Source organism: Rhodococcus sp. MurmanLake-1, assembly GCF_056945715.1.
The window spans coordinates 159792-185041 of record NZ_JBWZNF010000007.1; the positions used below are offsets into that span (position 1 = coordinate 159792).

At 62.4% G+C, this 25250-nt stretch carries 24 protein-coding genes; 9 read left to right on the forward strand and 15 right to left on the reverse strand.

The genetic code is table 11. The features are described 5' to 3' along the window. Positions 1 to 3: 3 nt before the first annotated feature. On the forward strand, positions 4 to 693 hold the full coding sequence (locus tag AC2ETI_RS20470; RefSeq protein ID WP_019745580.1) for a SanA/YdcF family protein: 690 nt from the start codon (positions 4 to 6) through the stop codon (positions 691 to 693). A gap of 95 nt (positions 694 to 788) precedes the next feature. Here AC2ETI_RS20470 and AC2ETI_RS20475 read toward each other — a convergent pair whose 3' ends face one another. The 8 genes from AC2ETI_RS20475 to AC2ETI_RS20510 all read right to left on the reverse strand — a co-directional run bounded on the left by AC2ETI_RS20475 (position 789) and on the right by AC2ETI_RS20510 (position 7289). Next, on the reverse strand, positions 789 to 1625 hold the full coding sequence (locus tag AC2ETI_RS20475; RefSeq protein WP_019745579.1) for a hypothetical protein: 837 nt from the start codon (positions 1623 to 1625) through the stop codon (positions 789 to 791). Between the two features lie 74 nt (positions 1626 to 1699). After that, positions 1700 to 2023 carry a cupredoxin domain-containing protein gene (locus tag AC2ETI_RS20480; RefSeq protein WP_483634317.1) on the reverse strand — a complete coding sequence of 108 codons (324 nt, stop codon included), beginning with the start codon at positions 2021 to 2023 and terminating at the stop codon, positions 1700 to 1702. Further along, entirely contained in the window at positions 2023 to 2370 is a 348-nt protein-coding gene (locus AC2ETI_RS20485; RefSeq protein WP_483634318.1) for a cupredoxin domain-containing protein, read from the reverse strand. The genes AC2ETI_RS20480 and AC2ETI_RS20485 overlap by 1 nt, the downstream gene beginning before the upstream one ends. 27 nt (positions 2371 to 2397) lie before the next feature. Then, positions 2398 to 3987, reverse strand: a complete 1590-nt coding sequence (locus AC2ETI_RS20490; RefSeq protein ID WP_483634319.1) for a multicopper oxidase family protein — start codon at positions 3985 to 3987, stop codon at positions 2398 to 2400. After that, positions 3984 to 5303, reverse strand: coding sequence for a hypothetical protein (locus AC2ETI_RS20495; RefSeq protein WP_483634320.1), 1320 nt, complete (start codon positions 5301 to 5303; stop codon positions 3984 to 3986). The genes AC2ETI_RS20490 and AC2ETI_RS20495 overlap by 4 nt, the downstream gene beginning before the upstream one ends. Next, positions 5300 to 5971 carry a methylamine dehydrogenase light chain gene (locus AC2ETI_RS20500; RefSeq protein ID WP_029256402.1) on the reverse strand — a complete coding sequence of 224 codons (672 nt, stop codon included), beginning with the start codon at positions 5969 to 5971 and terminating at the stop codon, positions 5300 to 5302. Before AC2ETI_RS20500 ends, AC2ETI_RS20495 begins: the two co-directional genes overlap by 4 nt. Positions 5972 to 6046: 75 nt before the next feature. Continuing rightward, on the reverse strand, positions 6047 to 6655 hold the full coding sequence (locus tag AC2ETI_RS20505; RefSeq protein ID WP_019745575.1) for a redoxin domain-containing protein: 609 nt from the start codon (positions 6653 to 6655) through the stop codon (positions 6047 to 6049). Positions 6656 to 6698: 43 nt separating this feature from the next. Further along, positions 6699 to 7289: a MauE/DoxX family redox-associated membrane protein gene (locus tag AC2ETI_RS20510; RefSeq protein WP_007729691.1), complete on the reverse strand. Its 591-nt coding sequence runs from the start codon at positions 7287 to 7289 to the stop codon at positions 6699 to 6701. A gap of 348 nt (positions 7290 to 7637) precedes the next feature. Between AC2ETI_RS20510 and AC2ETI_RS20515 the strand changes: the two genes are divergently transcribed. Continuing rightward, positions 7638 to 9176 carry an APC family permease gene (locus tag AC2ETI_RS20515; protein WP_483634321.1) on the forward strand — a complete coding sequence of 513 codons (1539 nt, stop codon included), beginning with the start codon at positions 7638 to 7640 and terminating at the stop codon, positions 9174 to 9176. Beyond that, positions 9173 to 9958 (forward strand): IclR family transcriptional regulator, encoded by a 786-nt coding sequence (locus AC2ETI_RS20520; RefSeq protein WP_019745572.1) that lies wholly within the window; start codon positions 9173 to 9175, stop codon positions 9956 to 9958. Before AC2ETI_RS20515 ends, AC2ETI_RS20520 begins: the two co-directional genes overlap by 4 nt. A gap of 2 nt (positions 9959 to 9960) precedes the next feature. Here the strand turns inward: AC2ETI_RS20520 and AC2ETI_RS20525 are convergent, their stop codons facing one another. From AC2ETI_RS20525 to AC2ETI_RS20540, 4 genes are read right to left on the reverse strand one after another with little or no spacing between them, the layout of a single operon-like run. Further along, the gene (locus AC2ETI_RS20525; protein ID WP_483634322.1) at positions 9961 to 11283 is read right to left on the reverse strand and encodes a bifunctional adenosylcobinamide kinase/adenosylcobinamide-phosphate guanylyltransferase; all 1323 of its coding nucleotides are present in this window, start codon (positions 11281 to 11283) and stop codon (positions 9961 to 9963) included. Continuing rightward, positions 11283 to 12071, reverse strand: a complete 789-nt coding sequence (locus AC2ETI_RS20530; protein WP_050657036.1) for an ABC transporter ATP-binding protein — start codon at positions 12069 to 12071, stop codon at positions 11283 to 11285. Before AC2ETI_RS20530 ends, AC2ETI_RS20525 begins: the two co-directional genes overlap by 1 nt. After that, positions 12068 to 13102 carry a FecCD family ABC transporter permease gene (locus AC2ETI_RS20535; RefSeq protein ID WP_141488301.1) on the reverse strand — a complete coding sequence of 345 codons (1035 nt, stop codon included), beginning with the start codon at positions 13100 to 13102 and terminating at the stop codon, positions 12068 to 12070. The genes AC2ETI_RS20530 and AC2ETI_RS20535 overlap by 4 nt, the downstream gene beginning before the upstream one ends. A gap of 7 nt (positions 13103 to 13109) precedes the next feature. Continuing rightward, positions 13110 to 14069 carry an ABC transporter substrate-binding protein gene (locus AC2ETI_RS20540; RefSeq protein ID WP_483634323.1) on the reverse strand — a complete coding sequence of 320 codons (960 nt, stop codon included), beginning with the start codon at positions 14067 to 14069 and terminating at the stop codon, positions 13110 to 13112. A gap of 308 nt (positions 14070 to 14377) precedes the next feature. On the opposite strand from AC2ETI_RS20540, the gene AC2ETI_RS20545 reads away from it, so the two are divergent. The 3 genes from AC2ETI_RS20545 to AC2ETI_RS20555 are packed head-to-tail and all read left to right on the forward strand — an operon-like array spanning position 14378 to position 16727. Beyond that, entirely contained in the window at positions 14378 to 14794 is a 417-nt protein-coding gene (locus AC2ETI_RS20545; protein WP_007729675.1) for a GntR family transcriptional regulator, read from the forward strand. Beyond that, a complete protein-coding gene (locus tag AC2ETI_RS20550; RefSeq protein WP_483634324.1) occupies positions 14791 to 15660 on the forward strand; it encodes an ABC transporter ATP-binding protein in 870 nt (289 codons plus the stop codon). The genes AC2ETI_RS20545 and AC2ETI_RS20550 overlap by 4 nt, the downstream gene beginning before the upstream one ends. After that, entirely contained in the window at positions 15657 to 16727 is a 1071-nt protein-coding gene (locus AC2ETI_RS20555) for an ABC transporter permease (RefSeq protein WP_483634325.1), read from the forward strand. The genes AC2ETI_RS20550 and AC2ETI_RS20555 overlap by 4 nt, the downstream gene beginning before the upstream one ends. Before the next feature lies 1 nt (position 16728). On the opposite strand, the gene AC2ETI_RS20560 is transcribed toward AC2ETI_RS20555, so the two are convergent. Next, a complete protein-coding gene (locus AC2ETI_RS20560; protein ID WP_483634326.1) occupies positions 16729 to 17370 on the reverse strand; it encodes a DUF4232 domain-containing protein in 642 nt (213 codons plus the stop codon). 191 nt (positions 17371 to 17561) lie between these two features. Between AC2ETI_RS20560 and AC2ETI_RS20565 the strand changes: the two genes are divergently transcribed. Continuing rightward, positions 17562 to 18407, forward strand: a complete 846-nt coding sequence (locus AC2ETI_RS20565) for an alpha/beta hydrolase (protein ID WP_003939910.1) — start codon at positions 17562 to 17564, stop codon at positions 18405 to 18407. Positions 18408 to 18431: 24 nt separating this feature from the next. Then, entirely contained in the window at positions 18432 to 19505 is a 1074-nt protein-coding gene (locus tag AC2ETI_RS20570; RefSeq protein ID WP_483634327.1) for a VIT1/CCC1 transporter family protein, read from the forward strand. Positions 19506 to 19513: 8 nt separating this feature from the next. On the opposite strand, the gene AC2ETI_RS20575 is transcribed toward AC2ETI_RS20570, so the two are convergent. Together AC2ETI_RS20575 and AC2ETI_RS20580 are read right to left on the reverse strand one after the other, a co-directional pair. Further along, positions 19514 to 21346, reverse strand: a complete 1833-nt coding sequence (locus AC2ETI_RS20575; protein WP_070795595.1) for an APC family permease — start codon at positions 21344 to 21346, stop codon at positions 19514 to 19516. A 94-nt stretch (positions 21347 to 21440) separates the two neighbouring features. Continuing rightward, the gene (locus tag AC2ETI_RS20580; protein WP_387403302.1) at positions 21441 to 22652 is read right to left on the reverse strand and encodes a DUF2254 family protein; all 1212 of its coding nucleotides are present in this window, start codon (positions 22650 to 22652) and stop codon (positions 21441 to 21443) included. A gap of 117 nt (positions 22653 to 22769) precedes the next feature. Between AC2ETI_RS20580 and AC2ETI_RS20585 the strand changes: the two genes are divergently transcribed. After that, on the forward strand, positions 22770 to 25136 hold the full coding sequence (locus AC2ETI_RS20585; protein ID WP_020970977.1) for an arylsulfatase: 2367 nt from the start codon (positions 22770 to 22772) through the stop codon (positions 25134 to 25136). Positions 25137 to 25250: the final 114 nt, after the last annotated feature.

Sequence of the window (25250 nt, forward strand, 5' to 3'; positions counted from 1 at the left end):
CGAATGGACGAAGCTGCTGCAGATCCAGTGAAACCGCCGCGCAAGCGCAGGTGGCCTCGTTGGGTCGCAGGCATTGCGGTGCTCGGAGCAGTTGTCTACGCGGGCTCGATCGTGTGGATCTCCGTGGCGTCGGCCGGACATACGTCAGACGCCGCCGATGCTCCCGACGCTCCGGTTGTGATCGTGCTGGGCGCGCAGATCAAGGACGGTAAGCCGATGGCTTTCCTGAAAGGGCGGCTGGACGCAGCAGTCGAACTGGTGGAAGCGGGAAAGGCTAAAGCGGTCCTGGTCTCCGGCGACGCGAACGGCGGCTCGGGTGACGAGATCGCGGCGATGACGAACTACCTGGTGGAGCAGGGAATAGATGAGCGTCGCATCGTGGGGGATCCGTACGGCCTCGACACCTATGACACCTGCTTTCGGGCCATACATACGTATGGGGTAACCAAGGCGTTGATCGTCACTCAGGGGTATCACGTGCCCCGCGCTGTTGCGTTGTGCCGAGACGTCGGCATCGACGCAGACGGTGTGAACAGCGATTGCGGGTGCGCAACTCCGACGCTGATCAAGAACGCCGCGCGGGAGTGGGTTCTTGCCAAGCCCAAGGCAGCGCTGGACATGCTGTGGAGTCGGGACGCAAAGGTGACGTCGCCGTCGGAGGACTCGGTCCAGGTGGCGCTGTCGATTCCCTGACGCGGGGTGAGTGCGCACGGTTTCTGTCGAGTGAACACACGCTCCGGAGAGTCGGAGCGTGTGTTCACTCGAGGTGAAGGGTGCTAGCTCGACAGTCAGATCAGTGCTGCGGCGGCGAATGCTCCCAGTGCGATCAATGCCGCGCCGGTGACGCTCTGCACGCGTCGGTCCACGACGCACATGATCGAGAGGAATCCCGGCATCGAGCCACCACGCTTGGTGTGCACGATTGCCGCGAGGCTGGGCATGCAGCGGCCAAGGGATACGACCGTGAACAGCGCCGCCCCGAGAGCCGGTGAACCCGAAGCCATGACGCCGAGTGCCAGGAGGTAGTACGCACTCGAGCGGATGAAGATCAGAAATCCCGGACCGATGATCGCGCCGAAGATCAGCGAGACCTTCCAGGGCGCCATTGTGCGGCGTAGATGGCGCGGAAGCTGTTGGCGCCGCATCGGAGTCGGCATCCTCACCGCACCCAACTCGTGCAGCCCGTACGCAACCGCGACGACGGCCCAGACGCCCAGCGCCCAGCCGATCGGGACGTACCCGGACATCGCCGCACCGAGAGCGCCGATCAATGCCCCGGTGACGGCTCCCGTCGTGACCGAACCCAGAGCGTGCCAGCCGAGTCGGCGGACGGGGGTCGAGGATCCCTTCCGATCTACCTGCTTCGGCGCGGCAACAACTCCGGCGACGGACATTCCGCAGGTCGACCAGTTCGCAGCCAGCGACGTAACCAGTCCGGCGCCGATAACAGCTGTGGTCAAAGCTGTTGTCGCAGATGGCGTGGCCACGAGTGCGAGGCCGGCACCCGCAGCAGCGCCCGCAGCGACGAGGCTGACACGGGTCGCGGTGCCGACCGAGCCTTGAAGGGTCGGCCGGATGTCAGGGACATCGGTCTGCAGTGGGCCGTGTGAGAGAACAGTAGTCATCAGATCCTCCGAAGTGTTTGTGGTTCAGGAAAAGTGTTGAGCCGAAGTCGCAGCGAAAAGTGATGAGCCAGAGTTCACAGCACTGTGATGACGCCGATCATGTACGGGTGGACGGAGCACGAATACTCGTAGACGCCGACGCTCTCGAACGTGTGCCGGAATGTTCCGTCTCCGGTGATACCACTGTCGAACAGGCCGGGTGATTCCACATGATGCAGGAGTCCACCGTCGTCGAAGCGCCACTCGACGGTGCCGCCGTGTTCCACGGTGACGTCCATCGGGCTGAACTGAACATTGCTGATCTCGACCACCACGTCGGGGACGGGATCTTCTGTGCCGCAAGCTGGGACACACGTCGCCGCGACAGCGAGGGCGAAGCCGGCGATCCACCTCCTCACTATTGAACGATCACGGTGCCCACCATCATCGGGTGGGGCGTGCAGTGGTAGGTGAAGGTGCCGGCGTCGTCGAACGTGTGCGAGAAGGTTCCCTCGGTGAGCAACTCGCTCTTCAGCTTCCCGTCGAGATCACCGTTGCCGACCACGTCGTGGGGGAGTCCGCTGTCGTCGAACTTCCATTCGACGGTCTGTCCCTTCTCGATGGTGACCGATGCCGGTGTGTACGCCATGTTCTTCACCTCGATCACGACTGCAGGTTCGTCCGACGACGCACCGGCATCACTACTGCAGGCGGTGAGGCTCAGGGCAGCGCACGCGGCCAGGAAAGCGGGAACGAGTTTCTTCATGAGGTGTTCTCTCCATTCTTCGACTTGTCAGCGGACGTAACGCAGATTTGCCGTCATGCCGGCCTCGAAGTGGTAGGCGTTGTGGCAGTGGAACATCCACTCGCCGGGATTGTCGGCGTCGAACTCGATGGCAAGCTCGGTGCCGGGTAGGACGTTGACGGTGTCGCGGCGAAGTCCGCCGTAATCCGGTACCGCAAACGTGTGGCCGTGGGTGTGCATGGGGTGCCACATCGTGGACGTGTTCTTCATCGTGATCCGGACCCGTTCGCCCTGTTTCATGACGAGCTTGCCCGCATCGGCTCCCGCCATTCCCCAGACGTACCGATCGCCGGCCTGGATCAATTCGATGTGGTAGTCGCGATCAGGCGACTTCGTCTCGAGCCGTGCGGATTCCGTGGGCCGGAGTTCGCTTTCGGTGACCAGTCGGCCGGCCAGTTCCGAGAGGTTTCCGCCCACATCCGGATTCGCCAGCGCCAACGCGTCGGTGCTGCGTAGGACGGTCGACGCATAACCATCTCGGCCCTCGACCTTCGCCACCACCGGCCATGTTCCCGACTTCACCGTCACCAGTACGTCGTAGCGTTGGGCCATTCCGACGATGATGGTGTCGGCGGGAGTTGGTTCCACGTCGTAGCCATCGGTAGCGACGATTGTCATCTCGTGACCGGCCACAGCAAACCGGTACGGAGTTTCGGCCGCTGCGTTGATGATTCGCAGTCGAAGGGTCGAACCGGGCGCTGCAGTGACGACAGCAGGATCGTCGGGTGGCCGCCCGTTGATCAAGTGCAGTGGATACGCGATGTGTTGAGTCATCCCGCCGAGTGGTTCGGAAGAACCGTGTCCACCGCTCACCAACTGTTGCGCGACGGACATGTCGGCTTCCGAGTGTTCCGCCGGAGTTGTTGCCCCACCGCCGTGTCCGCCGTGCCCGCCCGAAATTGCCGGGTTCAGGGCCATCAGGACGGAATCGGGGGTGGTACCCAATCCGTCGAGCCAGTCGTCGAGCACCAGAACGGCATCGGCGTCGGCCCCGGTGATGTCGTTCGGGTCCTCGACGATCATGGCGCCGAAGAGCCCCCGATCGGCTTGTAATCCGCTGTGCGAGTGGTACCAGTACGTTCCCGGATCCGGTGCGATGAAGTTGTACTCGAAACTCGAACCGGCGCCGATGGGGGCCTGCGTGGTGGGTGCCGCGCCGTCCATGTCGTTGCGGATTCGAATTCCGTGCCAGTGCAGTGTTGTTTCGGCGTCGAGGCCGTTCTGGACGCTGACGTTCACCCGGTCACCGGACTTCAGTCGAAGTTCCGGAGCCACCGCAGCGCCTCCGTACGTCCACGTGTCCACGAGGCGTCCGCCAAGATCTACAGTCGAGAATCCGGCGGCAAGGGCAAACGCAGCGGTGGTCCCGTTCCAGGCTCGCGCCGATTCTGCGGCGGCAACTTCGGGGTCGGTGGGCAGGATGTAGTCGAGATCGGCCGTGGGCGTCGGAGATGCTGCAGTGGAACTGCATCCGGCAATCGTCCCCATTGCGCCGAGCCCGAGTGCTCCGGCGCCGAGTGCTCCCAAACTCAGGAAGCGGCGCCGGCCCATCACTACACCGGATCCGGGACGACTCATCGGAGTACTTCTGGTGTGATCAACCCGCTGACATCACCGACGTTGCCCGAGACATCGACGGAACTGACCTGCTCGCCGGTGCTCGCGTTGTAACCCACGATCTTCTGTGGAGCGGAGCCTTCGACCTCAGGTCCCGAACCGAGCACGTAGAACGTGGCGCCGTCGACGGAAAAGGTCATGCTCTTGATGTCTGTCAAGCCGAGGTCTGCAAGTGTCAAGCTCTTCACCGGGGCGAAGGTCGTTGCGTCGGACAAGTCGATCTTGACCAGTGAGCCTCCCCGAGCAGAGTCCGGATGAATAGCCGTGTCCGTGTACGCGATTACGAGCCGGGTTGCGTCGGCATTGATGACGTTCTCCGAGAATCGACCGGAGTCCTGCCCGGCGTTTCCGATCGGCTTGACACCTTCCTGAGGCAGTCCGTTGGAGAAGTCGAAGACGTACACATCGCCGTTCTCACTGACCAGCAAGGCTTTTTGTGCTTCCGATGCCCACGTGACCTTGCGGGTGGAGACAAAATCCTCGGGAAGGACCTTGCTTCGGGCGGTTTCCTTCGGAACACCGTCGTCACCGATCGTGACGTGCAGCAGTTCCCGGGTGTCCTCGCAGACGCTGTACAGCTCGTGATCGACCATCCACGTGAACGGACCGCAGCCGACTATCTGGAGTGCACCGGTCGCTTCCTTCTTCTCGAGGTCGACCACTCTGATTCCGTACAAACCGTCGTCCCACGTGACGAAGAACTTGCCGTCGGACGTCACGGCGTTCGAGCCGGCACGGGAATGTACGCGTGCGACGTCCGGAAGCATGACCTCGGCTGGTTCCAGCAGGTTTCCGGAATAGGTGCTGACCGTGAAATCTGCTGCGCCGCGTGAACCTCGGGGGCGCCACACCTCGGCAGCGAGCACCGCAGGATCCTCGGCGGAATCCCCGACGAATCCGTGAATGACCGGATCCCAGATACCCGGGCCGACGGTGATTCGGCTCTCGGCCACACCGGTTTTCGGATCGATGACGTTGACGCTGAGCTCGAGTTGGCCGAATCCACCTTCGACACCCAGCAAGCGGTCAGCTGCGATCGGGGTGATCGAACCGACGTGCAACGGCTCGGGAATGGTATCGCCGATTTCCTGGTCGTCGTGACCGAGGGAGATCCCCTCGCCCGGAGCAGTGAACGGAACTGTCGGATAGGTGACATCGCCTGCGCTGGAAGGTTCGTCGTTGTCGGACGAACTGCAACCGGCCAGCGCGAGTACGACGGTGAGTGGGATGACGGCAACGGCGGGGCGCGCCAGTTTTCGGGTTCGCGAACTGCTCATGATCCGGCACCGACCTTGGGGCGCTCGGCCGGTCGAGTCTGGCAGTCCTCACCGATGATGGGCGCCATCGTGCAGGTGTATGCCTGAGACTCGTCGGAGACACACCAGATGATTTCCTGGTCGTAGCTTCCGGAGACCGGGTTGTACATCACGGCCTGCATGTCCGGTTCGCCGCAGAATGCGTTGGAACACGAAGGTGCCCCGCAGCAGTCGTAGTAGGCGATCAGATAGGTCTTGCCGGTATCAGGGTTGGTGCAGCATCCGACCCAGAACTCTGCGCCGGGCTTGCTGCCGGGGGCGCAGGTGGTGACACCGCCGCCGTTGCATGCGGCACAGGACGTTCCGTCCATGTTGCACCAGCGCCAGTACTCGCACTCGGCCGGATCTTTACCGTCGTAGACAGGGACAAGAGGTTCGGGGCCAGGTGCCGGCGCAGGAACCTCGGGCTCTTGGGCGAAGGCACTACGTGTCACAGGAAGTGTGCTGATCAGCGCCACTCCTGACACACCCATGGTCCACTTGCCGATCCGACTGATCATGGATCGCCGCGAAACTCGTTCGGAGAGTTTACGTCCGGTTCGACTGGTGAGCGAACCGCCCTGGCCCGCCATCCATTCGGCCTGGGCCTGAACTGTCGCCTCGTCGACGGGATATCGATTCTCCGTCATGTTGTGCTGCGGGAATTCATTGTCGTCCAACGATTTTCTCCTGATTCGTGAAGAGGATCGAACTGTGCAGGAAGATCAGGCCGCGCTGCCGGATTTCGCCTGGGCATGAAGGTGCTGGAGTGAGGGGGTGCCGGATTCGAGCGCATTGAGCAGGCTTTCCACCTGAGCCATGTGATTGCACAGGCCCTTTCCTCGGATCTTGCCGTGCTCGTCGAGAATCACGCCGTACGGAGTGGTGCCCACCTGGTATGCGATACCGACGTCTCGAGCGTCGATGTAACTGAGCTCGGAACCGATCCCGCTGCCGGCCAGGAACTCGCGATGCTCTTCGGGTGTTCCGTCGGAGATGATGATCACGTCGAGATCCGATTCGGCTCGGGCCATTGCCCTTACGCCGGGAAGAAGGCTCTTGCACGTCGAGCAACTCGGTGCTGTGAACAGCAGGAGTTGAGGTTTGTCGCGGTGACCACCGACTCCGACGGTCCGTCCTTCCTGATCGATGAGACCGGCAAACGACGGGCCGGCCTGTTCGACCTTGGGGCCGGTATCCATCATCCGGGCACCGAGAGGTCCGAGACGTACTTGTACGCGGCCGATTTCACGAGCCAGAGCAAGAACCATCAAGAACAGTACGGCTACGGCGATCACCAGGATCACTGTCGCGACAAGGAGGAAAGTGGTCATCGTGGTAGTCCTGCCTTCGAGTTTTCAGTGGTGGGGATGTGAGTCACGAGCCGTACCGGGACGCGGTTTCGGCGGTTCGGAGGCGGATGGAGGCGCTCGACAGGTAGTCGTCGACCGGGCGTCGTCCGAGGTGGACCACCGAACGAATCTGTGCGAGAGCAACTCCCGCCAGAACGAGGAGGAATCCGAAGGTCGCCGCCACGACCTGGACGCCGATCTCAGCCTGTCCGGCGGTGACCGACAGTGCCACAGCGATCACCGCGAGTGTTCCGGCGCGAACGGCGTGGAACCATCCGATACGCGGAATCTCGCCGACTCCGAATGCAAAACATCCGCAGTCCAGATCGCGTCGCCCACGCAGGAGGTTGATCGTGAGGCCCGTGAAGAACGACGCGAACATGACGGCAGCAACCAAGGCGGCGAGGCGATGGGCCACGCCGAGAACCAGAAGGATGCCTACGACGGTTTCCGCGACGGGAAGGATGCGAGCGATCGGTACTTCGAGTCGCACCGGCAACACTTTGTATCCGCGCACCGAACGAAGGACCCCGTCGTGGTCGTTCAGCTTGGGAATGCCGGCGAGCAGGAGAACAAATCCGATGATCGCCGAAGTGGTGGCGCTGACCAAGTCCATGCTTCCTCCGTTCCTCTCGGGTAGTGCCGGTGGTGTGTGGGACACATCCTGTACGGGCGATGCTGCGAACCCGCGTCGACCGCGCTACGCCTGGACGAGGTGCAACTGAGAGAGCAGTTGTCGTGTGAGAATCGGAGAACTCGCAGGTCAAGGTGCTCCCGGAGGGGCCGGATGCCGTCGGCCGCCCTTGATCCGGCATGACGCTGGGTGGGAAACAGAGTCGGATTCTCACTTGAAAGTTCTGTGCGCGCCATCGTGGAAACTGCGCGGAAACATAAGCGGACTAACTTGACCGAATTCTGACAATTCGCTCGTAGGTTCGGGCCTGGACGCGACGGACGGTGACACATGGCCGTGAGTGCGGCACTGCGTGCGGCGATCACGCGAGCGCAGAATGCGGATCAACACAGTGAGCCCGTGTTCTCCCCGCTCCGTGGTCTCGGACGAGGACGTTTGACCCCGATCGACCTGTTGGGGCAATCACTCTCCACGATCGCTCCGGCAACGGGAATGGTGTTCATCGCCCTGTGGATGATCACCTACAGTCCCGGCTACGTCGGGTTGGCTGCGATTGCTGCGACAACTTCGGCGGTGTTTCTCGTTGCGTTCTGCATCACTCAATTCACGCGGAGACTGGCCGCAGCAGGATCGTTGTACAGCTTCGTCTTCCAAGGCTCCGGTATCCGGGCGACACTGACGGCGGGCGCCGCACTGGTACTCGGGTATCTCGGAATCTCGGTTTCGGTTTTCTCGCAGGCGGTTCCGAGTCTGCTCGATACCATCGCCATTGTCGGCCCCGACGTGCGAGGAACTGCCGCGACAGTGATCACGACGGTGGCGATTGCCCTGGCCGTAGCGTGGATTGCAGTGCGCGGCGTCCGGTTCGCCACCCGAGCGATCCTGGTCGTCGAAGCGTGCTCGTTGATTCTCATCGTCGTGGTCATGCTGGCGACGCACAGTGACACGACAACTGCTGTTGCCCTGCCGAATCCGGCGCTGAGTGCAGTTCCGTTTCTCGCGATGCTGACGGTGCTCAGCATGGCGGGCTTCGAAAGTTCGGCCTTCTTCGGTCCGGAAGCGAAGCGACCACTCATCAGCGTCACACGCACGGTTCTCATTTCGCCGATCATCTGCGGGGTCCTCTTCGTTTTTGCGGCCTGGGCGGCGATGACCGGCCACGGCGCGACGATCGTCGGAGCGTACTTCGAGGGAACGGCATCGGGGGCCAGCGCGGAGGTGGTTCTGGCAGTCAAGATCGGAATGACGTGTTCCTGGTTCGCATCCACTCTCGGTTGTGCGCAGGCGGGTTCGCGGTTGTTGTATTCGATGGGGATCGAACGGGTACTACCTGCGCCGCTCGCTCGCGTGCACAGACGGTTCCGCACCCCGTACGTTGCGGTACTTGCGTTCGTCGCGGTAAGTGCGGCAGGCGTATTCATCTATTCGGATACGGTTCGCGACGATTCGGGATCCTTCGACGGCGTGGTGGAGACCGCGTTGGTCTGCGCTTACACGCTGGTGGCCTTTGCTTCGTGGAAGTTCTTGCGCCGAATCGGGGAACATACGTCGCTGACCCGGATATGCACCCTGTCCGTGAGTACCGCCGGTGCTGGTCTACTGGTCTACATCGTTCTCGACGGTGCGGTTCACGGGATGTGGGCACTGCCGATCGCTGCTCTTGCTGTTGCGGTGTCGGGGACAGTGTGGAGCGCATTGCTCCGTAGAGCCAGACCTGAAAGCCTTCTGATGGTTGGCGCTTTCGACAGCGTCGAGACGGCGGACCTGTTGCCCGGTGCTGGCACTCTGCTGATCGACGGTGACGGGCGAAGGCGACTCGTTCCGGATCGTGGGACCGCCGAGGGTGACTCGCCGGAGCATGGGCGGTGACCGCGGACCGTGCAACCGCTGGTCCACGATCAGGAAAACAGATCGGCGAAGAGACCCACTTCAGTGGACAACAACCGCGTGCGGTTCAGAAGGCGCTGGGGATGCTCGAGGCGGTGGCTCATCTGGGACCGGGAACAACCGCGAAGGAGATCGCCACTTTTGCAGGCGTTCCATCGGCCACGGCGTACCGGATGCTGAATCTGCTGGTGGCGGAGGGCTTTCTCGTGCGGGTGCCGGACCTGTCAGGGTTCGCGTTGGGACGTCGGACTGCCGAGCTCTCGCATGCGGCGTCGTCGAGTGGTCCGGCGCCGACGCTGCACGAGCGCGTCGAGGACATGCGGACACACACGAGGTTCGGATTGCACGTCGCGTCATTCGCCGGTGGGCGCTTGCGGTTCGTCGACAAGGATCCGGATCACGAGATCATCGGAATAGCGGCACTGGCCAAGAACCTTCACGCGAATGCGCTGGGGAAGGTTCTGTTGGCGCACGACGAGCGGTTACTTTCGGGTTTGGAACTTCGCCGGGTCACGGAGTTCACCCTCGGTGATTTCGATGCGTTGTATGAGCAGCTGAGGTCTGTTCGCCTGCAGGGTTTTGCATTCGAGAACCAGGAATGCCGCCTGGGTCGATCCGCGGTGGCAGTACCGGTTCGAGATCACGCAGACCAGGTGGCAGGCGGGTTGTGTGTTCAGGGAGCGAGCGGGCGAGTGACGGATGAGGATCGAGAGTTGGTCGGTTTTCTACTCGATTGTGCGCGTCAGCTCACCGGATTGCTCTGACGTCACACGCGCAGGCTCAGGGGGAGTCCGGCGGTCATCAGGACCACGGACTCCGATTCACTGGCGATGCGGCTGTTCACCAGACCGAGTAGATCGCGGAACAGCCTCCCGGACTTCGTGTCCGGGACGACGCCGCTTCCCACTTCGTTCGTGACGGCGACAATCGGAACCGGACAGGCGGTCCAGGCGTCGGCCAACCGGTCGATATCTGCGTGGACGGCGCTGAGATCTTCTGTCGCCCACGCCTGATGTCGGTCCAGACGTGCGGTCAACCACGTGCCTAGGCAATCGAGCAGGATCGGTGTTGTTGCGGCCGCGAAAATCTCGGTCACGTCGGAGGTCTCTACCGTCGTCCACGTCGACGGCCTCCGCGCGCGATGCGACGCAATTCGTTCGATCCAGTCGGGATCGTCGTCCTGCGGATCCCCGGTGGCGATGTACGTGACGTTCCGGTAGCCGGCAAGCAGGCCCTCCGCGTAAGTGGACTTGCCCGAGCGGGCGCCACCGGTGACCAGAGTTCGATGGCCCTGTCCTACCCCGATCTCGAGCACAGCTCCATCCGGAACCGCTCGCGCCCCGGACACGCGAAGTGCTTCCGAGAGTTCGTTTTCGACTGGGTTGTGGTGTCCGAGGTGTACGGCGACCACATCGGTTCGATCGGCGATCGCGTCGCAGTTGCGGAGCCGCAACACCGTCTCCGCGAAACTCGACAGATCGTGGTGCCCGGTGCCGTGGTCGGTCTTGTAGCCGAAGGTCTCTTCGAGAAAGACGGCGTCGAAACGGGCGTCGGCAAGTGCGTCGACAGTGGATTCGGGCAGAGGCCCGGTGTCGGTGGCCCAGAAGATTCGGGTTCCGGATGCGTCGGTGATGTCGTAGAGAAGGGTGGGCACTTCGTGCGCGGCTTCGAGTGCGCGAACGCGATAGGTGCCCAACATGATCGACTGGCCGGTCTCGAGCGGTGTGAAGGTCACCGGGTCATCCGGGCCCACCCAGTCTCGGCAGAGAGCGAGCGCGTCGGGTGGTCCGAGAACCTGTAGTGGTTCGGTGCGCGAGGCCCAGGACCGGAACAGCAATGCCATCGGGCCGAGGTGATCGGGATGAGAATGCGTCAGCAGGATGTGTTCGACGTGTGCCAGCGTGCGACCGAATCGCGACGCGGCACGCGGTACTTCGGGACCACAGTCCAACAGGATTCTGTTGTCCACCAGTGCAGCGGTGTGCCCGCGAATGGTTTCACTCGACAGGGCAGCCAGGCAGGAAGGGCAAGTACAGAACGGGTTCGGCCAACCGTCGGCAGCGCCGGTGCCGAGCATCACCAATTCCATCAGCGGGTGCCTTCCTGCCGAATCGGAACAACTATGGGACCGCTGGGCCGGTCCAGGATTTCGACCCGAGCGCCGTACACGCGGCCGAGGAGGTCTGCCTCCAGCACCGATGAGGGTGTGCCGTCGGCAACGACGCTGCCCTTGTCCAGCAGCACGATTCGTCGACCGTACTGACCCGCGAGAGTGAGGTCGTGCATCGCGGCGATGACCGTGATGTTGTCGGCTTCACGCAGTTCCTCCACCAAGTCGAGAACCTGCTGCTGGTGACCGATGTCGAGCGCGCTGGTGGGTTCGTCCAGGAGCAGTACCTGCGGTTCTTGGGCCAGTGCCCGAGCCAGGACCACGCGTTGCAATTCGCCACCGGAAAGTTCGGTGGCTCGTCGATCTGCGAACTCGGTGAGGTCGAGCCTCTCGATCACCGAAGAGATCACCGAACGGTCAGTGGCGGTTTCGGTTCCGAAGCGTCGTAGATAGGGAGTGCGGCCGAGCGCAACCAGTTCCTTAACCGTTGAGCCCTCGGGTACTACCGGACGCTGAGGCATCAACGCGACGACGGCGGACATCGCCTTGCGGCTGGAATTGCGAGGACTCAGTCCCCCGACCGAGAGCTCACCGGTAGACGGAATCAATCCGGCGAGGGCATGCATCAAGGTTGTCTTGCCGGCGCCGTTCGGCCCGACCACGGCAACCCAATCGCCTGGTGTCACATCGAGATCGATGCCGTCGACGACGTCCTTGCCGCCGAGGTTGACTCGGAGGTCGCGGCACCGCACTGCGCTGTCGGTCATGCCGAGACCCGGCTGCGGCGCAGAACCAGAAGGAAGAACGGAGCGCCGATCATGGCGGTCACAACCCCGATGGGGAGTTCGGCCGGTGCCATGACCGTGCGCGCGGCAACGTCGGTGAGGACGAGAAACGCCGCTCCGAGCATGAGTGACAGGGGGAGAAGCAGTCGATGCGACGGGCCGACGACCAGTCGAACCGCATGGGGAACAACGATTCCGACAAAGCCGATGAGTCCACTTGCACTCACGACCGCCGCCGTTCCCAGAGTTGCGGCGAGCACCAGTACCAGGCGTGATCTGGCCGGGTCGACGCCGAGGCTGGCGGCTTCGACGTCACCTACGGCCATCACGTCGAGTACGCGTCGGTGTACCAGGATGACGGCAGATGCCAGCGCGACGTACGGCAGGACAACCAGAACTTCCGACCAACCGTCGGTGGACAATCCGCCGAGCAGCCAGGAATAGACCTCGCGGAGTGAATCGTCGAACCGCTGCTGGACAAAAGTCTGCGCTGCATTCGTGAACGCCGCGACTGCGACACCGGCGAGGATGATGACTACCGCGTTCTGCGGCCCGCCAATGCTTCGGCCGAGCGAATAAGTTGCGAACACGGCCAGCACACCACCGACGAAGGCGGCCATGGGAATTCCGAACATGCCCAGCGCTCCACCCGAAACGATGGCGAGGGTTGCTCCCAGTCCGGCTCCGCTGGAAACGCCGAGGAGATACGGATCTGCCAAGGGATTTCGGAACACGCCCTGGTAGGCGGCACCGGCAACGGCCAACATTGCTCCGACCAACGCGCCCAGTACTACTCGCGGAAGCCGGATCTGCCAGAGAATCGCCTGCTGTGTCGCGGTGAGACCGGAATCGAGGTTGATGCCGGGTATTCCGTCCAGAAGTTCGAGAATGGTCCGATCAGGCGTCAAACCGGCCGGCCCCACCAGAACACCGATCAGCAAGGCAGCGCACAGAATCAGCGCGGCGCCGAGCAGAACGGCGGTCCGATGGTGGGAGATACCGGCTTTGATCATCGAGTGCTCAGGCCGCGGGAACTCGGGCGACGATTGCCGCGACGGCCTTCACCTGATCGGCGACGCGAGGTCCCCAGCGGCTGGAGAGGTCTTCGTCGAGCACATGGATCTGGTTGCCGGTAACCGCTTTCATGCCGCTCCACCCGGGCCGAGCGGCGACGGATTCTGCTGTCACTCCACAGCATTGGGAGTCTGCGAGAAAGATGAGATCGGGATTGGCCTGCACCACGAATTCGGCGGACAGCTGCGGATAGTCGCCCTGCCCCGCGGCGTCGGCGATGCTCTTCATTCCGAACAGCGAGTAGATCTGCCCGACGAAGCTCGAACTCGTGACGGTGTAGAGCGAGGAGTCGAGTTCGTGGAAGTACGTCAGCGGCTGTTGGCGCGCAGGAACACTGGCGACAGCGGCGTCGATGTCCGAGCGCATGGTGTCGACAACTTCGGTGCCCTTGTCCTCGTGGCCGGTGGCCTTCGCGACGCGCTCGATCTGGGCGTAGACGTCGTCGATGCTTGTGGCTGCCGGTAGCAGGAGTGTCGGCACCTTCGCCTTTTGCAGTCCGGAGACAAGATCGTTCATGTCATCCGATGCGATCACCAGATCCGGTGCGTAGCCGAGGATGGCTTCGACGTTCGGTTGAAAGCCCGAGAGATCGGTGACCGGGATACCGGCCGGGTAGTCGGACTGATTGTCGACGGCCTTCACCTGATCGCCCGCGCCGACGGCCCACAGGGTCTCGGTGGCGCTGGGACTGAGTGACACGATCGACTGCGGACGTGACTCGATGGTGATGTCCGTGCCGGAATCCGTGGGACCGGAAACAACAGTCACCGGGAACGAGCCGTCCGAGGCGGCTGTGGTTGCGGGTGCATCGGACGTCGAGCTACTGCAGGCACCGGCAAGCAGTGCGGTGCTCACCGTCAGTGCTGCAAGTACAGATCTGAATCTACGTGTCGGCCGAGTACTCACAGCCACCCCTCCGCTAGTGGTGAAGGGTCGCGAGCAGCGCGGCCGCGAGGCGAAGCGCCACGAGCGGTCCTTCGTCCGAGAACCATCGTGTCGCCACGAGGCCGGTGACCTGACTCGTTCGCCTCGAGTAGTGACGGGCGAATTCACAGTTGCGTCGACAGTGCCGGGGTTTCACCGAACTTCACACGAGCAGCGTGGCACCCCGGTGAACCGGGGCATCTGCACTTTACAGGGGTCGTCTGGCTTGACCCGGGAGGTCAAGGCAGGGTAAATATCTATTCCACTAATGAACTAGTGAAAGGGTTCGGATGATCGACTTCCGTATCGACCGCCGATCCGGCATTCCCACTTACGTGCAATTGGTCCTTCAGGTGAAGCAGGCGCTCAGGCTCGGTGATCTCCAAGTCGGGGATCGGCTGCCCACAGCCAAGGACGTCGTGGGAGCGCTCGCGATCAACCCGAACACAGTCCTGAAGGCCTACAAGGAACTCGAGCGCGACGGACTTGTCGCCCCGCGGCCCGGATTGGGCACGTTCGTCGTGAAGTCCCTGGCAAAGCCCGGTATGGCGGAAAGCTCTGCGCTCCGTCGTGAGTTGGCGCGTTGGGTTGCAGATGCCGTGGCCGCCGGACTCGAGCGCACGGACATCGAAGCATTGGTGAGTTTGGAGCTCGAGAAGACGTTCATCGAATCGGATCCGTCCGGAAAGCAGGGGGAGACATCATGACTGCGCAAGAATCGGCACTGACGATGCAGGACGTGGACAAGCGCTTCGGCAAGAAGAAGGTGCTCGACGCCTGCACTTTCGAGGTCGCAACGGGAAGCATCACTGCCCTGGTCGGGGTGAACGGCGCCGGTAAGTCCACACTGATGTCCTTGGCTGTCGGGTTGACGATGCCTGACCACGGTTCGATCTCGGTACTGGGCAGCACGCCGGATCAGGACGGCATCTGCCCAGGCCTGTCCTACCTCGCTCAGCACAAGCCGCTGTACCCCAAATTCACTGTTGCGGAACTTCTTCGATTCGGTGCGTATACCAACGACAAGTGGGATGCGAAGTACGCTCTGGATCTGGTGGAGCGCGCTGGGATTGCTCTCGATGCAAAGGCGAAGACTCTGTCACCAGGTCAACGAACCAGGGTTGCACTGGCTTTGGCGCTCGGACGCAGACCGCAGCTGCTTCTACTCGACGAGCCTCTGGCAGATCTCGATCCCGTGGCACGGCGGTCCGTCGCGACCACTCTGCTCGAAGACGTTGCCGAGTACGGCACCACGGTTCTGCTGTCGTCACACATCGTTTCCGAACTGGCAGACTTCTCGGATCGACTTCTCCTGCTGGGCGGCGGAAACGCGAGATTGTCCGGTCCGTTGGATGAATTGATCGCTGCCCATTACGTATTGATCGGGGACGGCGATCCTTCGGACGTGGTCGGCGCCGGTGCGGTCATTCATACCGACAAGGGGATGCGGTCGAATTCTCATGTAGTGGAGGGAGTCCGTCCGAGCCCTCGGGCCGGCTGGGTGATCGACGACGCAACTCTCGACGACGTGGTGCTCGGGCACCTGAGCGCGGAAACGATGGTGGCGGCATGATCTGGGTTACGTGGCGGCATCACCGGACATCGCTCGTTGTGTCGTTGGGATTCCTCGCGGCATTAGCAGTCATTGTCTTGTCGAGTGGTGCGATCATCAAGAGCGGCGGACAAGCCCAACTCTTCGGATCGCCTCTCAGTTGCTTCGATGACATCACCGCTATCTGCACGGCAGAGACTGCTCTCACACTGACGACAGTGGTTGCGACGGCTCTGCCGGTGTTCCTCGGCGTGTTGATCGGTGTCACCGTGTTTTCGCGGCATATCGAACAGGGAACGCACGTATTGGGGCTTACTCAATCGGTCAGTCGGACTCGTTGGTTCTGGACCCGGGTGTTGATCGTCTTCCTGCCGATTTCTGTGGCTTCGGCATTGCTCGGATTTGCACTGCAATGGGCTCGATCTCTCCCGGACAACTCCCGGTATGCATTTGTTGCCGGGCGTTCGACTTTCGTCGAGATATCGAACCTGTCGTATCCGCTCTTTCAATCCAGCGGACTGGTCTTGGGTGCATACACATTCATGGCACTCATGCTCGGAGCAGCTCTGGCTTTGCTGGTGCGTAGTTCGATCGGCGCAATGGCGATCACGATGGTCGGTGTTGTTGCGATCCTGGCAGCATTTCAGTTGGTTGCACGACCCGATTACGCCGAGCCGAGTGTCCGAACGTCACCCGTCGCCGGATTCAGTTCCTACTATTCGAGCGATACCAGTATTCCCGCGGTCAATTGGGAACTCGCGCAGGGATATGTCGACCTCCGAGGTAACTGGGTCGACATCAAATACGACGAGTGCACGTGGGGTGGATCAGGCGGCGAGAACCCGTACGACCAGCGCCCGGAGGAGACCGGCGCCGAGTACAGCCTCCGCATGGATGTGCTCTCAGCGCAGCAGAACAGAGAGATGGAGATCTGTTTGCGGGAACACGGCGTCGACCACTACGAAGTTCGCTACCACTCAGCTGATCGGTTCTGGCGTTTCCAGTTCACGGAAGCTGCACTCGTCCTGATCCTTTCGGGCTTGTTCCTCCTGCCGGCGCTCTGGGGCCTACGACGCCTCAAGCCGTGACTCAGCGGGCGACCGGCGCGACCGTCAGCTGGTTGATGTTCGCGCCGGTCATCGAGCATCCCTTGGTGGGGTAGGCAAGGAAGACCGAGTCGTAGCTGTTGGGCGGGTAAACCCTCAGTCCCGCAACGTCGGTCACGCCGCACTGATCTGCCGGGTAGTTCTCGACATTCGTGGCGCGCACCAAAGACGTTGCGGCAGAGCCAGGGGCAAGGGAGACGAGTGAACCGGATCCGGAGCGGCCGGCTGCAGCACCCACTTCGCTTCCGGACGCTCCCGTGGCATACGAGACGCCGGGGAAACCGTCGAGCGTGCACGTGCGACCGCCCGTGTTGGTGAAGACCACCGGAAGCTCCACAGAACCGGCGGCGCCACTCGACTCGCCGAGGGTGACGTTCAGTTCCCCGATCGCGCAGCCTTCGGGATTGGGTGCCGTCGAGGTTGTGGTTTGGGTGTGGTCGGTATGGGTCGTCGAAGGTGCGGCAGTACCGGTCTGGGTCGTCGGCGCAGAGGCGCTCGTGGTTGAGGCGGGTGCCGGTGAACTCTCGGCCGTTCCCGTTTCGTCCGAGCCGCAACCGCTGAGAAGGGCGAGAGCAGCAAGTGGAGCCGCCAACAAGCCGACGTTGCGCATGCGGTTGGGATTCATCGCTCTGTACTCCTCAAGCTGGTCGACAACTGGCTCCGGAACATCCGTGTCCGGTATATCCGAATCCGAGGCCGGATGTGCAGAAACGAATCAGGCTCGCCGGTGATCAGGACCTACTTCCCGGATGGATTGCTGCTGCGGATCTAGCATGAGAAATGACCTGTCCGGATCGCGACCACCGGGAGTAGCGCATGTTCACCTTCACCAGCGACGACGGAGTGGTCATTCATGTCCACGAATGGCCCACCGAGCAGGAACCTCGAGGGGTTGTTCAACTCGCGCACGGTATGGGTGAGCACGCAAAACGCTACGCACACGTTGCCGAAGCCCTGAATGCTCGCGGGTTCCACGTCTATGCGGCGGACCACCGCGGCCACGGTGAGAGCATGCACGCCGGCCCAGGCAACATCGGCGACGACGGCTGGAACCGCTTGGTGGCAGACATGGTGACCCTCACGGGCATCATCCGCGACAAACACCCCGGCCTGCCCGTCGTATTGCTCAGCCACAGCCTCGGTTCGTTCGCTTCGCAGCAGTACATCCTCGATCATTCGCACCTGATCGACGCCGTTGCACTGTCGGGGACCACCGCGGTCGATCAACTCATCGAGAGCCTCGTCAACGACGGCCCGGACGTCCTCGCCCAGTTCAACGCCGAATTCGAACCGGCCCGAACTCCGCACGACTGGCTCAGCCGTGACGAAGCGCAGGTGGATTTGTACATCAACGATCCACTGTGCGGTTTCAGCCTGGACGACGCCGGCATGGGCGGACTTATCGCAGCGGGGCCGAGGTTCGTCGACGTCGAGGGCGTGCGACAAGACCTTCCGATCCTGGTCTTCGTCGGTACCTCGGATCCTCTCAACGCCGCGCTGAGCCGTACCGACGTCGCAGTCGAACGGTACAACTCGGCGGGGATCGAAGACGTCACCTATTACACCTATCCGGGCGCCAGACACGAGATCTTCAACGAGACCAACCGCGACGACGTCATCAATGATCTGACGACGTGGATGGACCGCGTACTCGAAGCGTGACCGCCTCACCGGAAGGGGAACACGATGTCCACAGTTCCGGCCGCACGACCCGATCCAGACCGGCGAGATGTCAAGCGCTGGAGACGATACCTCGCCGACGAACAAGCCGAGGCCGCCGTCTACCGCGACCTCGCGAGTAGGCGCAGCGGCGAGGAGCGCGAAATCCTTCTCGCCCTGGCCGACGCGGAGGGCCGACACGAGGCGCACTGGCGAGCGCTTCTCGGCGATCACGTCGGCAAACCACTACGCGGCGATATCCGCACTCGGATACTGGGCTTTCTGGCCAGGCGTTTCGGTTCCGTGTTCGTGCTCGCTCTTGCCCAGCGCGCGGAGACGCGATCCCCGTATCCGAACGATGCCGACGCGACCGCATCGATGGGCGCGGACGAGAAGATCCACGAAGAAGTGGTGCGGGCCTTGGCCACTCGGGGTCGGAACAGACTTTCGGGGACGTTTCGTGCCGCCGTCTTCGGAGCCAACGACGGCCTCGTCAGCAATCTCGCTCTCGTGCTCGGCATCAGCGGTAGCGGCGTCTCCAACCAGATCGTTCTGATCACCGGCATGGCCGGGCTTCTGGCCGGCGCCCTGTCGATGGGAGCCGGCGAGTACGTTTCCGTCCGCTCGCAGCGAGAGTTGTTGGAAGCGTCGAATCCTGGTCCCGCGGCCAGCGAAGCCGTCGGACTGCTCGACGTCGACGCCAACGAATTGGCGCTGGTCTACCGGGCCCGTGGCATGTCCGCCGAGGAAGCGGACCAGCGCGCCGCCGAGGTCCTCGCGAACAGCACCTTCGGCGCCGCGGACGTTGTCGACGACCATGAAGCCGTCGGAACCGGATTGGGCGCAGCGGCGGCAAGTTTCTGCTTCTTCGCCTCGGGCGCAATCATTCCGGTGTTGCCGTATCTGTTCGGCCTGGAAGGCATGACGGCTCTGATCGTCGCGTCCGTACTCGTGGGGATCGCGTTGCTGACGACGGGCGTTGTGGTCGGGTTGCTGTCGGGCGGGCCGCCGTTCAAGAGGGCCCTACGCCAACTTGCGATCGGCTATGGCGCTGCCGGCGCGACGTATCTGCTCGGCATGTTGTTCGGGACCTCGCTCTGAACGTCTGCTCACGCGCGTAGGGCGGGATCGCGGTGAGCCGGATCGATCCGGACCGGAATTTGGCACACCACGGCCTCGGTGTGTTTGCGCAGTGCATGAGCGATCTCATCGGTCCGTTGGCTCGGGAGTATCCGATGCCATCTGGTCGCCGGGTCGATGGTGGCGACGACAACAAAGGTTTCCCGGTGGGGGAAGTGTGTGCGGATGTATCGAGCGAGGGTGTTCCCCACGGAATTCTCGGTGTCCTCGATGACGATCAAACGCGAATTCGGGTGTCGGGCTTGCCATCGGCGGGTGAAGTCCGTCGTCGATTCGTGGGCCAGGCAGACTCGAATTGCGATGGGCTGCGAAGACATTGCCGTTGCCGCGGCCATCGCGCGGGTGGAGAGCGACGTAATTTCGGACACGGGTACTAGGACCGCTGGTTTGTATCCGATAGACAGAGAATCGTTCTCACCCTGAACGGTTAACCGCGTACCGATATGTGTGTACGCACCGCGGATGCGTTCCATGCCGAGGACGAGCGCAGGGAGCGCGAGAGCGATCAACCAGGCGCCCTCGGTGAACTTCATGGCGGTAGTCACCACTGCTGCGATCGAAGTCAACGCAGCCCCGAAACCGTTGAGCGCTAGGCGCCACTTCCAGCCCGGTGTCCGTTCAGCGAGCCAGTGGCGCACCATGCCGAACTGCGCGAGCGTAAATCCGATGAACACACCGATGGCGAACAGCGGCACCAAGGTGTTCATGTTTCCGCCGGATCCGATGAGCAGGAGAGCACCGACGCCACCGAGCGACAAAACGCCGTACGTGAAGACGTCGCGCGTCGACTTCCGGCTGAAGCGGTGCGGGAGCACGTTGTCGTCGGCGAGGATCCGCATCAGGTTGGGAAGTCCGCCGTACGAGGTGTTCGCGGCCAACGCCAACAGAATCACGGTGGAGAATTGGACGACGTAGTAGCCCACACCATTTCCGAGGGCAGCGGAAGTGAGTTGCGACAGGACCGTTGTTCCAGGGACCGGGGCCAGTGAGAACTTCTCGATCAACACGGCAAGGCCGATCAGCATGGTGCCCAACAGGATTCCCAGAGCTACTTCGGCACGCTGAGCGCTACGCACGCGAGGCTTCTTGAAACTGGGTACCGCGTTGGCGATGGCTTCGACACCGGTCAATGCGGCGCAACCACTCGAAAATGCCTTGAGCAGAAGGAGAATGCCGATCGTGTGTGCGTTGTCGGCGAGGAAGGGAGCCGTGGCGGCGGCAGGGTTTTCCCGAAGTAGTCCGGCACCGATCACCGTGAAGATGCTGACGACAAAAACCACGGTGGGCAACATGAATACCCGCGCGGAATCTGCGATGCCCCGCAGATTCAGTGCCGTGATGCCGCCGAGTATCGCCAGTGCGATCCAGACCGTATAGGGAAGAAGCGCAGGGAAGGCGGAGGTCAGAGCCGCGACACCGGCTGCGATCGATACCGCGACGTTGAGGGTGTAGTCGACGATCAACGATGCGGCGGCAGTCAGGCTTGCGCGAGGACTCAGATGCTTCTTTGCGACGGCGTACGCGCCACCGCCTTCGGGAAATGCGGCGATCACCTGGCGATACGACGCCACCAGGACCACAAGCAGCACGGCGATGGCGATCGTCACCGGCACGGTGAAGCCGATCCCCGCGCCGCCGGCGAGGGCCAACACCAACACGATGGCCTCTGGACCGTACGAGACCGAGGCCATCGCGTCGAGCGACAGACCCGCCAGTCCGGTTGCGACGGAGAGCTTTTGCTTCTCAGGTTCGCCGCCGGCGCGGGTGGTCGACGATATGACTCCACGGTGTCCGAGTATCACTGCATGTCTCACCGAGTCAGTATCGATACTTCCCGTTGAGCTGAGACCGATCTTGACGATGCCTTGACGCGATGGCCCGTAAATCTGTACGGGTTCACAACGGGGGTTCGAGTCGAGGGAAGCCTTGTGACAGCTGATCAATCCAGCGGGCGCGCGTGGCGAGAATATCGCGGTTCCGAGACTCCGATTGGGCGGCGACGTGCGAAAGTAGGTCGCGAAGTCGGCCCAGAACGAGTGGTGAGTTCGATGCCGAGGCTATGACGTCGTCCAGTCCGGTTCTGACGAAGGTCGTGAAGTCGGGTAGCGGAATCACCACACGCAGATCACCACGCTCGTCGACGGCCCGGATCGAATCTGCGCGAACGGCGGCCACCAGAGAGAGGAGGTCTTCGATCTCGTCCAGAGCCTGCACGGCCGTTGCAGGATCGTTGATAGCGGGTGAGAGCGCTCTGAGCGCGATGTCAGCCAACAACCGAATCGCGAGTAGGGGGTCCTGGGTGAAGGTCCGCTCACTCCCACTGACCAAGGCGTCAAGGATCGTGTTGGCGGGCATGGGTCCGCCGTAGACGTCGGCGAGCGGCAATCCGTCTCGCAGCGTGCTACCCGGCGACACTCGGAGGACCACCATGGATCGGCAGTTCCGAGTGCTCTGCAGGAGATCTTCGACGAGGATCTGTTGCAGAACGGCCGGCGGTCGATGCCACTCGATAGTCGTGATCACCGGAAGTGTTGGTAGAGGAGGCAACTCCCGATCGGTGGTGGGGTACACGGCGGCGAAGACTGCTCGGCCACGACTCGAGATCGAGGTCAGTACAGGAGCCAACTGGATGGCCGAGAATGCGCGCAGCTGGAGCAGCCTGATCAGCGTCAGCGTGGCTAAGAGCGCCAGCACTGCGAGACTTGGCACAACCACGGACACATCCGTTTCGTTGCTGATGGCGAGCGCTGCCGTGATGTCGAAAACCGACTGGCCTATGGCGAAGGCAAACGTCCGCCACACGATGGGGTCGTCGCGGAACAACAACAAGCGAGGAGTGAAGGTGGTCGCGGCCCACTGGACGACAAGGAACAGTAGCGAGAAGATCACTGCGACTACACCCAGTAACCCCAGCCCGAGTGCAACGAGCATCTCGCTGACCTGACGGGCGGGAATCATTGGGCCGCTACGTAAATATGGCATCGCCAGTCCGGCAGCCAGTCCTACGACGACGCACAGGATCTGGGTCAGGCCGGCACGCACACGGCGCCGGGGGACGAGGAAGGCATGCCCGATCGGGGTGGGAGCGAAACGTCCGGGCTGATCCACCCTTCAAGCCTCCACGCTGCGGCAATGGTGCGCCTTCACCCGAAACGGATGATGTCGACGCCGTCGTGATCCTGAAACGCTTGAAAGAGCCATGTGAGAGACAGAAGGCGAGACGTCATGACGGATCCGACAGGCCAGAGCCGCGCTGTACTACCGATTCCGGATCGACAACATCTTGGTCTGGTGACGTACGACGCGAAGGATCCGGACACGGAGTTTCCGCCGATCACTCCGCTACTGCCGCCGGCCGGGGCACCCAATGTTCTGGTGGTCCTGTTGGACGACGTGGGATATGGCGCGAGCAGTGCCTTCGGCGGACCAGCGGACACACCGACTGCTGAGCGATTGCAAAGTAATGGGCTCACGTACACGCGGTTTCACACGACTGCGCTGTGTGCACCGACCCGCGCCGCACTGCTGAGTGGGCGCAACCACCATTCGGTCGGTATGGGCTCGGTCACCGAAACCGCGACCTCGGCTCCGGGACTTTCCGGTCTGCGCCCGAATACCAAAGCCGCACTACCGATGACGTTGAAACTGAACGGATACTCGACGGCGCAGTTCGGCAAGTGTCACGAGGTACCGCCGTGGCAGACATCCCCGGTGGGGCCGTTCACATCGTGGCCGACGGGAGAAGGCGGATTCGAGCACTTCTACGGATTCATCGGCGGGGAGAACAACCAGTACTACCCGGCGCTGTACGAGGGTGTCGCGCCCGTGGAGGCGGACAAGACACCGGAGGAGGGTTACCACCTCACCGAGGACCTGGCCGATCACGCCATCGACTGGGTTCGGATGCAGAAGTCATTGGCTCCGGACAAGCCGTTCTTCGTCTACTTTGCACCCGGCGCCACACATGCACCGCACCATGTTCCGAAGGAGTGGGCAGACAAGTACGAGGGCCGGTTCGCAGGAGGTTGGGACGCGCAACGCGAATCGATTCTCGAGCAGCAGAAGCAGCGGGGAGTCGTCCCCGCGGATGCGGTCCTCACCCCGCGCCCCGAGGCCATTCCGGCGTGGGAGGACATGAGTGAGGAGATGAAGCCTGTCCTCGAACGCCAAATGGAAGTCTATGCAGGGTTTCTCGAACACACCGATTTCCATGTCGGCCGGCTTGTCGATGCGATCGAGGAACTCGGAGCTCTCGACAACACCCTCGTGTACTACATCATCGGCGACAACGGAGCGTCCGCAGAGGGGACGATCAACGGAGCCTTCAACGAGATGGCCAACTTCAACGGACTCGCCGCCATCGAAACACCCGAGTTCATGGCGGAAGTGAAAGACAAGTTCGGTACCAAGGACGCGTACAACCACTACTCCGTGGGGTGGGCATGGGCAATGTGCACGCCGTACCAGTGGACGAAACAGGTTGCCTCGCATTGGGGTGGCACTCGCAACGGAACGATCGTGCACTGGCCGGCTGGGATTCGGACCAAGGGTGAGACGCGGTCGCAATTCACCCACGTCATCGACGTCGCACCAACGATCCTCGAGGTCGCGAAACTGCCGGAACCGACCTTCGTCAACGGCGTCCAACAATCACCGATCGAGGGGACCAGCATGGTCTACACCTTCGACGACGCCGAAGCCGCCGAACGTCACGATCTGCAGTACTTCGAGATGGCCGGCAATCGCGGTATCTATTACAAGGGTTGGAGTGCGGTCACCAGACACAGCACTCCGTGGCTGTTCGCGGAGGCACTCCCCGCTCTCGACGACGACGTGTGGGAGCTCTACGACGGGTCGCAGGATTGGACGCAGTCCAAGGATTTGGCGGCCGAGTTGCCGGAGAAACTCGCTGCACTGCAACGGTTGTGGTTGATCGAAGCGGTCAAGTACAACGTTCTTCCGATCGACGACCGAAGATTCGAGAGGTTCAACCCTCACATCGCGGGGCGTCCGCAGTTGGTGTCCGGGAACCGACAGGTTCTGTTTCCCGGAATGAAACGGCTGAGCGAGCACAGCGTGCTGAGTATCAAGAACCGATCGTTCAGTGTCACAGCAGCAGTCGACATCGCGGATGGCATTACTGCCAACGGTGTGATGATCGCGCAGGGCGGCAGGTTCGGCGGCTGGGCACTTTACGCGCGGGAAGGGCGCGCCAAATTTGTCTACAACCTGCTCGGCATGACCGAGTTCGTCGTCGGGTCCGACGTTGACATTCCGGCAGGATCACATCAGATCAGAGTTGAGTTCGCTTACGACGGCGGTGGTCTCGCGAGGGGCGGCGGTGTCACGATCTATCACGACGGTCGCGAGGTGGGCTCGGGTCGCGTCGAGCAGACCCAACCGATGGTCTTCTCCGCGGACGAGACCACTGACGTCGGTGACGACTACGGCATGCCTGTCAGTGTCGACTATAGTGGCGCAACCACATTCAACGGCCGTATCGAGGTAGTGCAGATCGACGTCGGCGACGATGACCATACCCACCTGATCGACCCGGAGGAGGTGGCGCGAGTGGCGTTGTCCAGACAGTGATTCCACTGACAAGAGCAGCAGTCACAATCTCCTGAGGGAGGGTCGCAATGCCGACCGTCATCCGTACTGTTCACGATCTGGTCCGCCACGCGCGCGGGCCGACGCACCATCACC

Coding starts and splice junctions, on each gene's coding strand:
- AC2ETI_RS20485 (WP_483634318.1), bottom strand. CDS start 2,370: ATGAAGAAACTCGTTCCCGCTTTCCTGGCCGCGTGCGCTGCCCTGAGC.
- AC2ETI_RS20550 (WP_483634324.1), top strand. CDS start 14,791: ATGACTGCGCAAGAATCGGCACTGACGATGCAGGACGTGGACAAGCGC.
- AC2ETI_RS20500 (WP_029256402.1), bottom strand. CDS start 5,971: ATGACGGAGAATCGATATCCCGTCGACGAGGCGACAGTTCAGGCCCAG.
- AC2ETI_RS20555 (WP_483634325.1), top strand. CDS start 15,657: ATGATCTGGGTTACGTGGCGGCATCACCGGACATCGCTCGTTGTGTCG.
- AC2ETI_RS20525 (WP_483634322.1), bottom strand. CDS start 11,283: ATGGAATTGGTGATGCTCGGCACCGGCGCTGCCGACGGTTGGCCGAAC.
- AC2ETI_RS20475 (WP_019745579.1), bottom strand. CDS start 1,625: ATGACTACTGTTCTCTCACACGGCCCACTGCAGACCGATGTCCCTGAC.
- AC2ETI_RS20560 (WP_483634326.1), bottom strand. CDS start 17,370: ATGAATCCCAACCGCATGCGCAACGTCGGCTTGTTGGCGGCTCCACTT.
- AC2ETI_RS20545 (WP_007729675.1), top strand. CDS start 14,378: ATGATCGACTTCCGTATCGACCGCCGATCCGGCATTCCCACTTACGTG.
- AC2ETI_RS20570 (WP_483634327.1), top strand. CDS start 18,432: ATGTCCACAGTTCCGGCCGCACGACCCGATCCAGACCGGCGAGATGTC.
- AC2ETI_RS20565 (WP_003939910.1), top strand. CDS start 17,562: ATGTTCACCTTCACCAGCGACGACGGAGTGGTCATTCATGTCCACGAA.
- AC2ETI_RS20505 (WP_019745575.1), bottom strand. CDS start 6,655: ATGACCACTTTCCTCCTTGTCGCGACAGTGATCCTGGTGATCGCCGTA.
- AC2ETI_RS20470 (WP_019745580.1), top strand. CDS start 4: ATGGACGAAGCTGCTGCAGATCCAGTGAAACCGCCGCGCAAGCGCAGG.
- AC2ETI_RS20495 (WP_483634320.1), bottom strand. CDS start 5,303: ATGAGCAGTTCGCGAACCCGAAAACTGGCGCGCCCCGCCGTTGCCGTC.
- AC2ETI_RS20510 (WP_007729691.1), bottom strand. CDS start 7,289: ATGGACTTGGTCAGCGCCACCACTTCGGCGATCATCGGATTTGTTCTC.
- AC2ETI_RS20490 (WP_483634319.1), bottom strand. CDS start 3,987: ATGAGTCGTCCCGGATCCGGTGTAGTGATGGGCCGGCGCCGCTTCCTG.
- AC2ETI_RS20585 (WP_020970977.1), top strand. CDS start 22,770: ATGACGGATCCGACAGGCCAGAGCCGCGCTGTACTACCGATTCCGGAT.
- AC2ETI_RS20515 (WP_483634321.1), top strand. CDS start 7,638: ATGGCCGTGAGTGCGGCACTGCGTGCGGCGATCACGCGAGCGCAGAAT.
- AC2ETI_RS20530 (WP_050657036.1), bottom strand. CDS start 12,071: ATGACCGACAGCGCAGTGCGGTGCCGCGACCTCCGAGTCAACCTCGGC.
- AC2ETI_RS20535 (WP_141488301.1), bottom strand. CDS start 13,102: ATGATCAAAGCCGGTATCTCCCACCATCGGACCGCCGTTCTGCTCGGC.